Raw genomic sequence first — 14,810 nt, forward strand, 5'->3', positions numbered from 1 at the left:
CTCAGTTCCTCCGGAACGCGACGGACGCCGCCCAGCCGGCCGCAAGGGCGATGGCGACGGAGGCAAGACCGTAGAGCCACGGTCGTCGGTTGGCGAAAAGATAGAGCAGGCGTTCGAAGCCCGCCTTCTCGACGGTCAGGCCGCGCATCCGCCGCGAGACCGCCTCCCCATTCTGGAACAGGAATATCTCCGCCGAATAGGCGCCGATCGGCGCGCCGGCCGGCAGGTCGATCTCGGCCCGGAACAGGCCGCGGTCCACGAAGGTCACGCCCCGATCGCTTGCCGCATAGAGGCCCGCGTTCTGCTTGAGCCGGACGACGGCTCGTCGCCAGTCGAGATAGTCCGGCCCCAGGCGCGAGACGACCACGTCGCGGACCCCGTACCGCGTCTCGGTCCGCTGCTCGAGGGGAGCGTTGATCCGCAGGTGGTCCACCCCCGCCCCCAGCCGCCGCAGGGTGCTGAAGCTGGCGATCTCGCTCAGCGGCCGGGTGGAGGCGGCCATGTAGAAGCCCGGCGCTCCCTCGAACACCACCGGCTTGGAGTTGACCCAGATGCCCGCCACCCTGGTCTTGCGCGCCAGGCGGACCGGCGCGTCCGGCCCACGCACGATCACCACCACGTCGCTCGGCTTGGTGGTTGGATCGAAGACCGCGCCATAGAGCACGATCCGTGCGCCACGGAAGCTGGAGGTCACCCGCACATTGGTCGTGGTGAGGGCGGCCGACACGGCGGCGGGCGGCGTCTCCGGGGGCGGAGCATAGGCGCTCATCCGTTCGCCCCCATCAGCACGAAGGGTTCGCTGGGGGTGAAGAAGAGGCCGAGCCCCATCCGCAGGCCCACCGCCAGCACAATCAGGGCCAGCAGGGCCCGCAGCTCCTCGGCCCGGAACCGCGAGGAGGCGCGCGCGCCGATCTGGGCGCCCAGCACCCCGCCGACCAGCAGGGTGGTCGCCAGGACGATGTCCACCGTCTGATTGCGCCCAGCCTGCAGGACGCTGGTCAGCGAGGTGGTGATGATGATCTGGAAGAGGCTGGTCCCCACCACGACGCCCGCCGGCATGCGCAGGATGTAGACCATGGCCGGTACCAGCACGAAGCCGCCGCCCACGCCCATGATCGCCGACAGGATGCCGACGAACACCCCCAGCAGGATCGGCGGGATCACGCTGATATAGAGCCGCGACCGCGGGAACCGCATCTTGAAGGGCAGGCCGTAGAGCCAGGGCGGGCGCCGGTCGCGCCGCGCCTTGGGCGCTTCGCCGCGACGCCGCCGCAGGATCGTCGAGAGCGACTCGCTGAGCATCAGCGCGCCGATGATCCCGAGGAAGATCAGATAGGACAGCGAGACGACAAGGTCGGCCTGGCCCAGCAACCGCAGCCAGCGAAAGACCTCAACCCCGATGAGCGAGCCGATCGCCCCGCCGGCGGCGAGGACGCCGCCCATCCGGAAATCCACCGCCTTGCGCCGCGTGTAGGAGATGACGCTCGAGGTGGAGGAGGCGGCGACGTGGTTGGCTTCGCTGGCCACCGCCACCACCGGCGGGATGCCCAGGAACACCAGCACCGGCGTCATCAGGAAGCCGCCGCCGATCCCGAACAGCCCGGAGATGAAGCCGACCGCAGCCCCCAGCGCCACCAGGAGCGGCGCGTTTACCGAGACTTCTGCGATGGGCAGATAAAGGTCCAAGCAAGCCCCTTAGCCGGCCAGGGCTACTGGGTGAAGACCTGCAGGCGCGAAAGAGTGGTCGGATCGAGCGCGCCGGTCGCCGTCAGGCCAGCTTCGCGCTGATATGCGGCGATCGCCATCTTCAGCGCCGGCGAAGAGACCCCGTCGGTGGGGCCCTGATAGTAGCGCAGCACCGACAGCGCCTGCTGGGCGCTGGAGATGTCGGCCGGCGAGGCGCCGCTCGGCGCGGCCAGGGCGGTGGTCGATGGGTTCGGCTCGGTCGGGCGGAAGGCGCGCGCCGCGCGTTCGGCGACGGTCCGGGCCTCAGGGCTCAGGGCCTGGCGCAGGCGGGCGGCGTTATCGAGCGCGCCCTTGTCCCGGCTGCGCGCGGCGATCAGGTACCACTTGTAGGCCTCGGCCGGGTTCAGGCTGACGCCCCGCCCCTGCTCGTAGAGGACGCCGAGGTTGAACTGGCTGTCCACGAGGCCGAGTTCGGCCGCCCGGCGGAACCACTGCGCGGCCGTCACCGCATTGGTCGGACCGCCTTGCCCCTCGGCCAGGGCGATCGCCAGATTGTGCATGGCGGCCCGGTTGCCGCCCTCGGCCGCCCGCTCCGTCCAGCGCCGCGCGGCGACCGGGTCCTTCTTCAGCCCGGCGGCCCCCTCGGAGTAGAGCTTGGCCATGTAGAATTGCGCCGGGGAATGCCCGAGATTGGCGGCCCGGCGCAGGCTGTCGACGCCGCCCGGCCGCCCCGCCTCGATGGCCTGCAGGCTTTGTGCATAGAGGTCCGCCAGGGCCGCGGCATCCTCTGGCGTCGCCGGCGTCTTGGCCGAACCAATGGGAGAGCCGGCCGCCGTCGTAGGCGCGAGCGCGACGGCGGCTCGGGCGACCGCCGGCGCGGTGTCGGCTTCCCCGGTCGTGATCTCGCCCGCCCGGTCGCGCTTGAGCACGTCCAGCGCGTCGGACACGCGGTCGGGCGTCGCCCCACGCGGCTCACCATCGACCACGAAATAGCTGGCCGCGCCGAGGCTCAGGCACGCCGCGCCCCCGGCCACCAGCAGGGCGGTGTGCAGCGAAGAGCCGCCGCCTCCGGCGCGCTTGCGCAGGCCGGGGAACAGCGGCTTGCCGTCCCGCTTGGGCAGTTTCTCGAGCTTTCCGCCCTTGTGGCCCTTCGCCTCGGCCGAGGCGGCCCGCGCCGCCGCCCGCGCCTGTTCGATCACCTCCCGCGTGGAGAGCTGGCGCTGGGGCTGCGGGACCTCTTCGGCGGCGGCTTCTACGATCTCGGCGGCCGCGACCGTCGCTTGGGTCTCATCAGCAGGCTCGACCAGCAGCGGGTCGAAGTCGTCGGCCGCCTCGAAGTCGGCGGCCTCGAAGGCCTGAGCCTGGGCCGCTTCGGCGAACTCGTCGGCCTCGCCCGGTTCTTCGATGTCGTCTTCGTCGGCCCGCGTCGCCTCCGCCACCTCTTCGACGGGCAGGTCGCTGTCCTGAGGATCGGGGACGGCGAAGGCCTGCAGCGCCAACGGCGCTTCCTCGAGCTCTTCGCCCACGATCTCGTCGAGCGGCGCGTCCGCCGTTTCCTGCATCAGGCGTGGCGCGTCGCCGGCCTCGGCGGGCTGCTCGTCCATGCGCTCGCGCGAGCGCGCCAGACCGCGATCGACCTTCTCCCGCGCCTCTTCCAATAAGCGGGCGGTGCGTTCCTCGCTCTGGAGGACGCGTTCGGACAGCAGCGAGACCTGTTCCCCGACCTCGTCGATCGCCGCGGCTGCGCGACGGTCCGAGCTGCCGATGCGCTCGGTCAGGCGATCGGTGATGCGGCTGATCTCGGCGCCCAGCCGCTCCAGGGCCTCGGCGTGGGCGCTCTCGGAACGACCGAAGCGGCCTTCCATCGCCTCGGCGATCCGGGCGACCTCGCCGCCGACCTGCTCGATGGCGTCGGCGCTGCGGCGCTCGGCGGCCTCGACCTGTCGATTGAGGTTGTCGGCGACGGTCATGACCTCGCGGCCGACCCGCTCCACGGCGTCTTCGGTGACCTGTTCGGCCCGGCGGACCGCTTCGGAAATCTCACCGCGGAGATCCTCGACCCGTTGGGACAGCGCCGCCGACAGGCTCTCGATCCGTCGTTCCACGTCCGGCGTGCTGCCGACCTCGGCCGCGCCCACGCGGCTGTCCAGATCGGCGAAGGCCTGGCCGAGATTGACCAGGGCCTCGGAGGTGCGGCTTTCGGCGTCGGCCAGCCGCGCTTCGACGCGCTCTGCGATCTCGTCCAGCAGACCCGCGCGATCCGGCGCGCCGCCGCCCAGTTGCTCGATGCGGGCTTCCATGGCCCGCAGGCTTTCGCGCGTTCGTCCCTCGCCTTCGCTCAGGTGGCTGGCGACGCGGTTCAGCGCGGCTTCGAGGGAGCGCAAGGCTTCCGGCGACTTCCCCCCGGCCTCGACGCGCCCCAGGCGCTCGGCCAATCGGCTGTTCTCTGCGCGCGCCTGCTCGACCGCGCCTTCGACCCGGGCCACCGCCTGGGTGATCTCGTCGGCGTTCCGCCCGGACCCGCTGTCATTCTGTGAGTCGCCGGGATCATCCCCTTCGAGGATCATCCGGTTGAGCCATTCGCCCAGGGTCATGCCGGACCGGCGGGCCAGGTCCTTCGCGACCTCCCTCGCCTTCGGATCAATGCCCTTGACGCTCCAGGGCGCACCCGAGGTCATGTCGAATCGCTCTCCCAGCCCATGGAGGACGCTATCACCGATCAGTGGTGTGTAAACGAGCTGTTAACACCAGATATAGCGTCCAGCGTGCGAAACCTGTGGATGGTTAAGCTTGTTCGCCGATGGAAGTCCCGGCGACCGACGGCCGCAGCTTCGCCGCTTTGCCATCGCCCGCGCTCTGATGTAGGCGCTCGCCCATGCCGCTGAACGTCACCATCGCCGCGAGCCTCGGCCTCCTCGCCCTCGCGGCCTTCGCAGGCTGGCGCGGCTCGAAGCCGTCCGACCCCTTGAAGGGCCCGCGGCTCATTCCATGGCGGTTCATCATGGTGACGGCCAGCGCCCTGGCGCTGTTCTTCGTCGTCCACCTGGTGAACCTGCTCGGGGTCACCACCGGCCGCTAGGCGGCCGCGGCCGGCTCCTCGGACTTCTTCGGCCGCTTGGCCAGGCCCGCGACGCCGCCGGAGGTCAGCAGACCCATGTCCGCCAGCAGCAGGGGTATCGACCACTTGTTCGGCGCAGCGATGTAGCGCGGCCGCCAAACCGGGTCGTACTTGCCCTTGTAGGCCCGCACGCCCTGGAAATTGTAGATCTCCTCGCCGCGCTCGAAGATCAGAGCGCCGACCCGCGAGAGCACCGGCGCCAGGGGCCGGCCTTCCAGCCCCGACAGCGGCGCCATGCCGAACTCGATCGCGGCGTAGCCCTCGCGCCGGCCCCATTCAATCAGCTCGACGAACAGGAAGTCCATGATGCGCCGCGGCCCCTCGTCGACATAGCGCATGAGGTCCATCGAGAAGGCGCTCTTGTTGGCCGTGGTCCAGAGCGTCGCAAAGGCGATGATCTTGCCCTCGAAGCGGACGACGCCCACCGGGAACTCGGCGACATAGGCCGGATAGAAGCCGCCCATCGAGAAACTCTTGTCGGCGCCGGCGTGGTGCACCAGCCAGGCGTCGGAGATCGCCTGCAGCTCGGGCAGGATGGCCTGGACGCCTTCGGGCGGGACGACTTCGAAGAGCGCGCCCGCCTCGCCCGCTTGCCGCCAGGCCCGGCGCAGGTTGCCGCGCTTGGTCCCCTCGATGGTGAAAGTCTCCAGCGAGACCATCGCGCTTTCTCCCACCTTGGCGATCGCAAAGCCCAGCTCGACGACGTCGGGCAGGTGCTCGGGGTCCAGGCCATAGAAGCCTGGCCGGGCCGCGTGGGCGTCGGCCAGTTCGCGGAAGCGCCAGAGCAGGTCCATGCGCTCGTCCCGGCGGCCGACCGGCGCGCCCAGCGATATCCAGGACCGGCCGCGCACGCCGAACATCAGGAAGCTTTCGCCCGAGGATGAGAACAGAAAACGCTTGTCGCCCAGCAGGGCCAGGTTCGACCCGGGCTCGGAGTCTTCGGCCTTGGCGATGATCGCCCGCACGCGCTCCAGTTCCGGATCATCCTCGCCGACAACCTTGGGAGTCGCGGCCGATGCGAACAGTCGCCAGATCCCGAAGCCGAACAGCAGCACCGCCGCCCCGGCCCAACTACGGATGGCGCGGGCGGCGTCGGCGTCGGCCATCACCGCCCAGAACGGCTTGTCGCCATAGTCTGCGTGCTGGAACGACCAGATGCCCAGCAGCCCCGCCCCCGCCACCGCGGCGAAAGCCGAGAACAGCCAGCCGGGCGTCACTTCCATCCGCGCCAGCCGCGCCTTGCGCGGGAAGGCGCCGTGGAATGGGGCGAGCAGGGCCGCGAACCCCGCCAGCAGCACCGCTTCTTCCCAGGCGAAGGCCTTGAACAGCGCCAGCGGGCTGGCCACCAGCAGTGTCGCCATGGTCGCCCACCAGGCGCCGTCCAGCCGCGCCTTGAGGCCGAACGCCAGCAGCACCAGCACCAGGCCCAGGATGCTGGACAGGAAGTGGCTGACCTCGATCAGGAAGACCGGCGCGAACTCGTAGAGCTGGAAGAAGCGATCGGGGATGGTCGGGGTGGCCCCCGAGGCCAGCAGCATGACGCCCGCGAGCAAGGCGAGGATCGCCGCCGTGACGGGCGCCGCAGCGAACGCCGCCGGCTTCAGTTCGCGCCAAAAGCTCATCCGCCCTCCGGGCCCCACGTCAACGGCGGCTATATAAACCGATTTGAGCAAGGGACAGCGCGCTGCAAAGCCTTAAACAAGCGTTTCGTTCCGCTTGCTCTTGGGGCGCCCGGCGCTAATGTGGCCGCGCAAAGCTATTCCGATCCCCGGAGGATTCCATGGCCGACTTTGGCGGCGGCGAGCTCGACGCCTTCCGCAACGAGGTGAAGGCTTGGCTGGAGGCCAACTACCCGGCGGAATTGCGTGATCCGAACGCCAAGAGCGATCCGGAGGCGATGTGGGGCGGCCGGGCCTTCGCCGGCTCCAGCGACCCGCAGATCGTCTGGATGAAGCGGATGGCCGAAAAGGGCTGGACCGCCCCGACTTGGCCGGCGGCCTATGGCGGCGGCGGCCTGACGCCGGCGCAGGCCCGCGTGCTGGACCAGGAACTGGCGGCCGGCCGCTATCGCACCCCGCTCGCCTCGTTCGGCATCTGGATGCTCGGCCCGGTCCTGCTGGAATACGGCACGGAAGCGCAGAAGGCCGAACACCTGCCGAAGATCGTTCGCGGCGAAACCCGCTGGTGCCAGGGCTATTCCGAGCCGGGGGCCGGCTCCGACCTCGCGGGCCTGCAGACCAGGTGCGAGGACAAGGGCGATCACTGGCTGATCAACGGCCAGAAGATCTGGACCTCCTACGCCAACAAGGCCGACTGGTGTTTTTGCCTGGTGCGCACTGACACCAGCAAGAAGCACGAAGGCATCTCTTTCGTACTCATCGACATGCGGACCCCGGGCGTCGAGACCCGGCCGATCCAGCTTATCTCCGGCGAAAGCCCCTTCTGCGAGACCTTCTTCACCGATGTGAAGATCCCCAAGGACGCCCTGGTCGGCAAGGTCAACGGCGGCTGGGAGATCGCCAAGCGCCTGCTGCAATACGAGCGCCAGAACATCTCCGGCGGCTTCGGCGGCGGCGGTGGCGCGGGCGGTGCGTCGGGCGACCTCGGCCAGCTCGCCAAGACCTATTTCGGCGTCGATGGGACCGGCGCGCTCGCAGATCCGGATCTGCGCACCCGGATCACCAAGAACAAGATGGACTTCGACTGCTTCTACAAGACCATCGCGCGGATCGCGGCGGAGTCGAAGGCGTCGAACGGTCCCAGCGCGGCGACCTCCATCATCAAGTACGCGGCCGCCACCTTTGCTCAGGAGCGATCCGAGCTCATGGTGGAGGCCATGGGCGCTCAGGGCCTCGGCTGGGAAGGCGAGGCCTTCAGCCCGCTGGAACTGGCCGCTACTCACGGCTGGCTGCGTTCCAAGGGCAACTCCATCGAGGGGGGCACCTCCGAGGTGAACCTCAACGTGGTGTCAAAAAGGGTGCTCGGCCTGCCCGACCCCAAGTAAGTGTGAACGACGGCGCCCTGTTCTTCGGACGCCGTCCTTGTTTTGATCGACCTGATTTCGAGAGGCGAGATTTCCATGGCTGATTTCGGCGGCGACGACCTGCAGGCCTTCCGCACGGAGGCCGCGGCCTGGCTGGACGCGAACTTCCCCAAGGCGCTGGCCGCAGACCCGGCCGCCCAGACCGCCAAGGCGGGCGGCGGCGAGGAAAGCGCCGACGCGCTGGCCTGGCGCAAGGCCATGGGCGCCAAGGGCTGGGGCGTTCCGACCTGGCCGGCGGAATACGGCGGCGGCGGCCTGACCCGCCAGCAGGCCCGCGTCCTGCAGGAAGAAATGGCCAAGATCGGCGCCCGCAACCCGATCGGCGGCATGGGCGTGATGATGTTCGGCCCGACCCTGATCGAATACGGCACCGAAGAGCTGAAGCGCCAGCACCTGCCGGGCATCATCAACGGCGACGTCCGCTGGTGCCAGGGCTACTCGGAGCCGGGTTCCGGGTCCGACCTCGCCTCGCTGCAGACCCGCGCCGAGGACAAGGGCGACCATTATCTCGTCAACGGCCAGAAGATCTGGACCAGCGGCGCCAACCTGGCCGACTGGTGCTTCTGCCTGGTGCGCACCGACACCAGCAAGAAGCACGAAGGCATCTCCTTCCTGCTGATCGACATGCGGACCCCGGGGGTCGAGACCCGCCCGATCCGCCTGATCAACGGCTCCTCGCCCTTCTGCGAAACCTTCTTCACCGACGTGGTGGTCCCGAAGAACCAACTCTTCGGTCCGCTGAACGGCGGCTGGACGGTGGCCAAGCGCCTGCTGCAGTTCGAGCGCGACAACATCTCGACCGGCCTTGGCGGCGGCTCCATCGGCGCCCCGGTCCGCGCCCTGACCGTCAAGCAGGCCGCCAAGGACTATGTCGGCCTGGACGAAACCGGTCGCCTGGCCGACCGCGACCTGCGTCAGCGCATCACCGACCACCTGATGGAGACCCAGTCGTTCCAGCTCACCGTCCGCCGGGCGGCTGACGAGGCCAAGGCCGGCAACGGCCCCTCGGCGGCGACTTCGATCATGAAGTATGCTGGCGCCAAGCTCGCTCAGGATCGCAACGAGCTGATCATCGAGGCGCTCGGCTCGGCCGGCGTGGGCTGGCAGGGCGAAGGCTTCGACGAACCGGAGCTGGCCGCCGTGCGCACCTGGCTCCGCTCGAAGGGCAACTCCATCGAGGGCGGCACCTCGGAGATCAACCTGAACGTGGTCTCCAAGCGGGTCCTCGGCCTGCCCGATCCGAAGTAATTTCCACCCCCTGCCACTTCGCGGGGGCACATGCTATACTGAGGTTTAACATAATGAATTTTAGGGAGATTTTCCATGGCTGACTTTGGCGCCCCCGATTTGGAGGCCTTCCGCACCGAGGCCCGTGAGTGGCTTGAGGCGAATTTCCCGAAGTCCTTGGCCAAGGACGTCGAGGCTCAGGCTAACGCCGTGCAGAGCCCCGACGCCCCCAAGGGCGACATGGCCATCTGGAAACAGCGCATGGGCGAAAAGGGTTGGGGCGTCCCGACCTGGCCCAAGCAATACGGCGGCGGCGGCCTGACCCCGGCCGAAGCACGCGTTCTAGCCAGCGAGATGGCGAAGATCGGCGCCGTGAACCCGATCAGCGGCATGGGCGTGGCCATGTTCGGCCCGACCCTGCTCGAGTACGGCACCGAAGAGCAGAAGCAGAAGTACATCCCCGACATCGCCACCGGTAAGGTGCGCTGGTGCCAGGGCTTCTCCGAGCCGGGCGCCGGCTCCGACCTGGCCTCGCTGCAGACCAAGGCCGAGGACAAGGGCGACCACTGGATCGTCAACGGCTCGAAGATCTGGACCTCCGGCGGCCAGTACGCCGACATGATCTTCTGTCTGGTCCGCACCGACCAGACCAAGAAGCACGAGGGCATCTCCTTCGTGGTGTTCTCGATGCACCAGCCGGGCGTCGAAGTCCGCCCGATCAAGCTGATCGCCGGCTCCTCGCCGTTCTGCGAAACCTTCTTCACCGACGTTCCGGTGCCGAAGGAAAACCTGGTCGGCCCGCTGAACGGCGGCTGGACCGTCGCCAAGCGCCTGCTGCAGCATGAACGCAGCGGCATGGGCGGTCGTCAGGGCGACGGCAGCCAGAAGTCGGTCCCCTTCGGTGTCTTCGCCAAGAAGTATGTCGGCGAGGACGAACAAGGCCGCCTGGCCGATCCGGACCTGCGCACCCGCATCATCCTGAACGAGATCGACCAGCGCGCCCTGCAGCAGACCGTCCGCCGCGCCGCCCTGGAAGCCAAGGGCAACGCCGGCCCGTCGGCCACGACCTCGATCATGAAGAACGCCAACATGAAGGTCGCCCAGGATCGCGCCGAACTGACCCTGGAAGTCATGGGCCATCAGGGTCTGGGCTGGGAAGGCGACGCCTTCACCCCTGAGGAACGCAACGCCGTCCGCGGCTGGCTCTCGGGCAAGGCTGGCTCGATCTACGGCGGGTCCAACGAGGTCCAGAACAACATCATTTCCAAGCGGATCCTGGGACTCCCGGACCTCACGCAGAGCCGCTAGGGTACGCAAGAGCTTGGCCGCCGCGCCCACATTTTCGAGCGCGGCGGCCCCCAAGTTTCAAACGACCTGATTTTTTAGGAGACTATTTCAATGGCAGATTTTGGCGGCGGCGATCTCGACGCGTTCCGCACGGAAGTGCGGGACTGGGTCGCGGCCAACTTCCCCGAAGGCCTGAAGGGCAAGCCCAACCCGGCCATGCGGGAAGAGCGTTCCACCCCGAGCCCGGACCAGGAAGCCTGGCGCAAGGCGGTCGGCGCCAAGGGCTGGGGCACCCCCACCTGGCCGGCCGAATATGGCGGCGGCGGCCTGACCCCGGCGCAAGGCCGGATCGTCCAGCAGGAGTTCGCCAAGGCCGGGGCCTACAACCCGATCGGCGGCATGGGCGTCATGATGTTCGGCCCGACCCTGCTCGAGTACGGCACCGAGGCTCAGAAGCAAGAGCACATCCCGCCGATCTGCCGCGGTGAGCTGCAGTGGTGCCAGGGCTTCTCCGAGCCGGGCGCCGGTTCGGACCTCGCCTCGCTGCAGACCAAGTGCGAGGACAAGGGCGACCACTACCTGATCAACGGCCAGAAGATCTGGACCTCCGGCGCGCAATACGCCGACTGGTGCTTCTGCCTGGTGCGCACCGACACCAGCAAGAAGCATGAAGGCATCTCCTTCGTGCTGTTCACCATGCACCAGCCGGGCGTCGAAGTTCGTCCGATCCCGCTGATCGCCGGCAACTCGCCCTTCTGCGAGACCTTCCTGACCGACGCTCGCGCCGAGAAGAAGGATCTGGTCGGCCCGCTGAACGGCGGCTGGACCATCGCCAAGCGCCTCCTGCAGCACGAACGTTCGGGCCTCTCGGGCGCCGGCGGTGGCGGTTACGCCGGCGGCCGCAGCCTGCCGAAGCTCGCCAAGGACTATGTTGGCGTGGACGCGCAAGGCCGCCTGGCCGACACCGACCTGCGCACCCGCCTCATCCTCAACGAGATGGACGGCCGTGCTTTCCAGCAGACCGCCGTGCGCGCGATGATGGAAGCCAAGGGCAATTCCGGCCCGTCGGCGGCGACTTCGATCATGAAGAACGCCGGCACGCGCTGGATGCAGGACAAGGCCGAACTGACCCTCGAGATCATGGGTCACCAAGGCCTGGGCTGGGAAGGCGACACCTTCACCGGCGAGGAACTGGGCGCGGTGCGTTCGTGGCTGGGCGGCAAGGCCACCACGATCTACGGCGGCTCGCAGGAGGTGCAGAACAACATCATCTCCAAGCGCATCCTCGGCCTGCCCGACCTGTCGCAAAACAACTAACCCTCAGAACAACCACAAAATTTCAGGAATAGGATTTTAGACATGGCCGTTCTGAACGAAGAACAGAGCATGCTCCGCGACGCGGCGAAGAGCTGGGTCCAGGAAAAGAGCCCGGTCACCGCTTTCCGCAAGATGCGCGACTCGGGCGTCGAGCTCGGCTACGACGCCGCCGCCTGGAACGAACAGGCTGAAATGGGCTGGGCCGGGGTCATCATCCCGGAAGACTTCGGTGGCTCGAACTTCGGCTACCTGTCGATGGGCCTGATCCTCGAGGAAATGGGCCGCACGCTCACTGCCTCGCCGCTTCTGGCCTCCGGCCTGGCCGCCGCCAGCGCCCTGATCCTGGGCGGCAACGACGCTCAGAAGGGCGAGTACCTGCCGAAGATCGCGGACGGCTCGCTGGTCGCCACTCTCGCGGTGGACGAAGGCGCGCACCACGCTCCGGAAAAGGTCGCCCTGAAGGCTGAAAAGTCGGGCGCCGGCTACAAGCTGAACGGCAAGAAGACCTTCGTCCTCGAAGGTCCGGGCGCCGGCCTCTTCGTCGTCTCGGCCCGCACCTCGGGCGCTCCGGGCGACAAGGACGGCATCAGCCTGTTCCTGGTCCCGGCCGACGCCAAGGGCGTGACCAAGCAGAACCTGAAGCTGGCCGACAGCCGCGGCGCCTCGAACGTCTCGTTCGACAACGTCGAAGTCGGCGCCGACGCCCTGCTGGGCGCCGAGGGCAAGGGCTGGGACGTGCTGGAAGGCACCCTCGACCGCGCCCGCGCCGGTCTGGCCGCCGAAATGCTCGGCTCGGCCCTGCAGGCTTTCGAGACCACCCTCGAATACCTGAAGGTCCGCGTCCAGTTCGGCCAGGTGATCGGCTCCTTCCAGGCCCTGCAGCACCGCGCGGCCAAGATGTTCACCGATCTGGAACTGGCCCGCTCGGCGGTTGAAGCCGCCCTGCAGGCGATCGACGCCGGCTCGCCGGACGTTCCGGAACTGGTCTCCCTGGCCAAGGCCAAGATGGGCGACGTGTTCCACCTGATCTCGAACGAAATGGTCCAGATGCATGGCGGCATCGGCATGACCGACGCCCACGACGCCGGCTTCTATATGAAGCGCGCTCGTGCGGCCGAAGCGGCCTACGGCTCGCAGTCCTACCACCGCGACCGCTACGCCCGCATCCAAGGCTACTAAGACCAGGCCTTCGGGCCTCAAGTCTCAGAACTAAGAACCCCTCCGGCTCGCGCCGGAGGGGTTTTTCTTGGCCCCTAAGATTGCTCCCCGCTCACCCAGACATAAAGGCCTGCAGCGCTCCAATTACGGTGTCATCCCGGTTTGCGAAGCAAGACCGGGCCCTATACGCGCCACATCCCGACGAAGATGGCTCGGGCCTAGTCTGTCCCTGATAAATCCGGTGCTTATGGGTCCCGGTCTTCGGCCTCCGGCCGAAACCGGGATGACACGCAAGTTTAGCGTCGCACTGGCGCGCGCCATCTCCCCCAGAAGGGGAGGATCGCCTAGGACCGCCCCCGCCGGGCCTGCAGCAGGTCCGACCAGCGCCACTGGTCGCGGCCCAGCGCGATGCGCGGCGCGCCGGGGCCGTCGCCCAGCGAGATCAGCACCAGGCCGCGGACCGGAATGGTGCGGCAGGCTTCGGGCGCGAAGGCGATCTTCCACATCATGGCCTCGCGCACGGTGGCCAGGCCCCCGCCTTCCTGGCCAGGATGGCGGACCCACTCGCCGGTCCACACCACCACCGGCTTGCCTTTATGGGCGCCGGCCATCGCCGCCTGCACGCGGGGAGACTCCCGCAGTTCCTGCTGCAGCCACTCCAGCATGTTGCAGGCGCCGCCGCCCGCGCCGGAGCCGGACCCACCGCCCCCGCCGCCGGAGCCGACCCGCGCAGCGCCGGCGATCTGGGCCTCGCTGAACTCGACGGCGGCGACTGCGCCCTCGTCGGCGCCTTCGGGCTCGCCGGTCGGGATCGGCTTTTCCACGGGCTTCGGTTTGGGCGGAGTGCGCCGGGCGACGGTCTTGCGCGGCGGCGACTTCTCGGGCGCCTTGGCGACCTTCGGAGCTTCGGCCGGCTTGGGATCGGGCGAGGGTGACGGCGCCGGCGAAGGGGACGGCGGCGCGATCACCGGCGTCGGCTTGGTGATCTCCACCAGTTGCACGATCATCGGCTCCGGCTCGAGCGGCGTCTCCTCCGGCTTGGCCGAAAAGATCGCGAGCAGAACGGCCAGGTGGGCCAGGGCGCTTGCCGCTGTCGCCACCCAGCGCGAACGCCGACGCAGCGCCAGCTCCAGAGCGGCAAGGCCACGCGGGGGCTCGGCTTGCGGGCCGAAGGTCGGCTGGGTGTCGGCCATCGCGCCTCTACTTCACAACGATTCAAGCAAGGCGCGTACGGCCAGCAATCCCTTCCATCCGAAGCGAAAGGGGCGCTTTTCGGGCGCAGCTTGACTGTAGAGGCTGCTTCAGAGGCGCCGGTCGCGCTGCAGCGTCCGGACCACGCCGGTGCAGATCAGCAGTTGGCCGAAATAGTAGAGCCCCCAGATGGCCAGACCGATCCAGGCGGCCTGCGCCCAGGGGCCCGCGCGGGCGAAGATCAGGAGATCGGAGAGCACGAACATCAGCGCCCCCAGACCGGTCAGCGCCAGCGGGAAACGGCTGATCAAGGCGCAGGCGGCCATCAGCGACAGCCCCAGCGTATAGAGCGCCACGCCCGGCGCCATCGCCCGATCGGTCGGCAGCAGGTAGGCGATGGCCACCGCGGCCGGCACGATCAGGAAAGCCCAGGCCCGTCCGCCCAGCCGATGCGCGCGGTTCTTCAGATAGAGCCCGATGGCGACCAGATGCCCGGCCAGGAACGCCAGCGCCCCCACCGTGAGGCCCGAGGTCTCCAGCAGGACGTCGCCCAGGGCGCCCAGGGCCATGACCAGGCAGATCAGCCAGCCGTCGAGGTTGCGCGCTTTCAGTCCGGCATAGAGAGGCAGCAACGCCACGCCGGCGCCCTTCCAGGCCACGGCGAGGGTCGGCGTCAGGGCCAGATCCCGGGCGATCCAATAGCTCACGCCAGCGGCCACCGATGCGGCCAGCACCAGCCACGCCGCCGGGCTCTTCCGTTCCATGGCTCCCCCTCCCCGTCGC

At 68.6% G+C, this 14,810-nt stretch carries 12 protein-coding genes; 6 read left to right on the forward strand and 6 right to left on the reverse strand.

Annotated features, from left to right (window positions below):
* Window position 1: 1 nt before the first annotated feature.
* Genes ABID41_RS04670 through ABID41_RS04680 form a run of 3 tightly spaced genes read right to left on the reverse strand, consistent with a single transcriptional unit; the run spans window position 2 to window position 4,364 of the window.
* On the reverse strand, window positions 2–769 hold the full coding sequence (locus ABID41_RS04670; protein WP_331929210.1) for a TIGR02186 family protein: 768 nt from the start codon (window positions 767–769) through the stop codon (window positions 2–4).
* Entirely contained in the window at window positions 766–1,686 is a 921-nt protein-coding gene (locus tag ABID41_RS04675; RefSeq protein ID WP_331929212.1) for a sulfite exporter TauE/SafE family protein, read from the reverse strand. The genes ABID41_RS04670 and ABID41_RS04675 overlap by 4 nt, the downstream gene beginning before the upstream one ends.
* A 23-nt stretch (window positions 1,687–1,709) precedes the next feature.
* Window positions 1,710–4,364 carry a peptidoglycan-binding protein gene (locus tag ABID41_RS04680; RefSeq protein ID WP_354297229.1) on the reverse strand — a complete coding sequence of 885 codons (2,655 nt, stop codon included), beginning with the start codon at window positions 4,362–4,364 and terminating at the stop codon, window positions 1,710–1,712.
* A gap of 197 nt (window positions 4,365–4,561) precedes the next feature.
* Here ABID41_RS04680 and ABID41_RS04685 point away from each other — a divergent pair, with 197 nt between their 5' ends.
* A complete protein-coding gene (locus tag ABID41_RS04685) occupies window positions 4,562–4,765 on the forward strand; it encodes a hypothetical protein (protein WP_331929491.1) in 204 nt (67 codons plus the stop codon).
* Here the strand turns inward: ABID41_RS04685 and ABID41_RS04690 are convergent.
* The gene (locus ABID41_RS04690; RefSeq protein ID WP_331929489.1) at window positions 4,762–6,426 is read right to left on the reverse strand and encodes a bifunctional lysylphosphatidylglycerol flippase/synthetase MprF; all 1,665 of its coding nucleotides are present in this window, start codon (window positions 6,424–6,426) and stop codon (window positions 4,762–4,764) included. The two genes, ABID41_RS04685 and ABID41_RS04690, sit on opposite strands and share 4 nt — an antisense overlap.
* A 158-nt stretch (window positions 6,427–6,584) precedes the next feature.
* Between ABID41_RS04690 and ABID41_RS04695 the strand changes: the two genes are divergently transcribed.
* The 5 genes from ABID41_RS04695 to ABID41_RS04715 all read left to right on the forward strand — a co-directional run bounded on the left by ABID41_RS04695 (window position 6,585) and on the right by ABID41_RS04715 (window position 12,857).
* Window positions 6,585–7,808, forward strand: a complete 1,224-nt coding sequence (locus ABID41_RS04695; RefSeq protein ID WP_331929487.1) for an acyl-CoA dehydrogenase family protein — start codon at window positions 6,585–6,587, stop codon at window positions 7,806–7,808.
* A gap of 75 nt (window positions 7,809–7,883) precedes the next feature.
* Complete coding sequence (locus tag ABID41_RS04700) at window positions 7,884–9,095, forward strand: acyl-CoA dehydrogenase family protein (RefSeq protein WP_331929485.1); 1,212 nt, start codon at window positions 7,884–7,886, stop codon at window positions 9,093–9,095.
* Window positions 9,096–9,170: 75 nt separating this feature from the next.
* Window positions 9,171–10,382: an acyl-CoA dehydrogenase family protein gene (locus tag ABID41_RS04705; protein ID WP_331929483.1), complete on the forward strand. Its 1,212-nt coding sequence runs from the start codon at window positions 9,171–9,173 to the stop codon at window positions 10,380–10,382.
* Between the two features lie 90 nt (window positions 10,383–10,472).
* Window positions 10,473–11,678 carry an acyl-CoA dehydrogenase family protein gene (locus tag ABID41_RS04710; protein WP_331929481.1) on the forward strand — a complete coding sequence of 402 codons (1,206 nt, stop codon included), beginning with the start codon at window positions 10,473–10,475 and terminating at the stop codon, window positions 11,676–11,678.
* Between the two features lie 42 nt (window positions 11,679–11,720).
* Window positions 11,721–12,857, forward strand: a complete 1,137-nt coding sequence (locus ABID41_RS04715) for an acyl-CoA dehydrogenase family protein (protein ID WP_331929479.1) — start codon at window positions 11,721–11,723, stop codon at window positions 12,855–12,857.
* 323 nt (window positions 12,858–13,180) lie between these two features.
* On the opposite strand, the gene ABID41_RS04720 is transcribed toward ABID41_RS04715, so the two are convergent.
* Window positions 13,181–14,029, reverse strand: coding sequence for a hypothetical protein (locus ABID41_RS04720; RefSeq protein WP_354297230.1), 849 nt, complete (start codon window positions 14,027–14,029; stop codon window positions 13,181–13,183).
* Between the two features lie 108 nt (window positions 14,030–14,137).
* Entirely contained in the window at window positions 14,138–14,791 is a 654-nt protein-coding gene (locus ABID41_RS04725; RefSeq protein WP_331931055.1) for a lysoplasmalogenase family protein, read from the reverse strand.
* Window positions 14,792–14,810: the final 19 nt, after the last annotated feature.

Origin of the sequence: Phenylobacterium koreense, assembly GCF_040545335.1 — a bacterium.
Taxonomy (GTDB): domain Bacteria; phylum Pseudomonadota; class Alphaproteobacteria; order Caulobacterales; family Caulobacteraceae; genus Phenylobacterium; species Phenylobacterium koreense.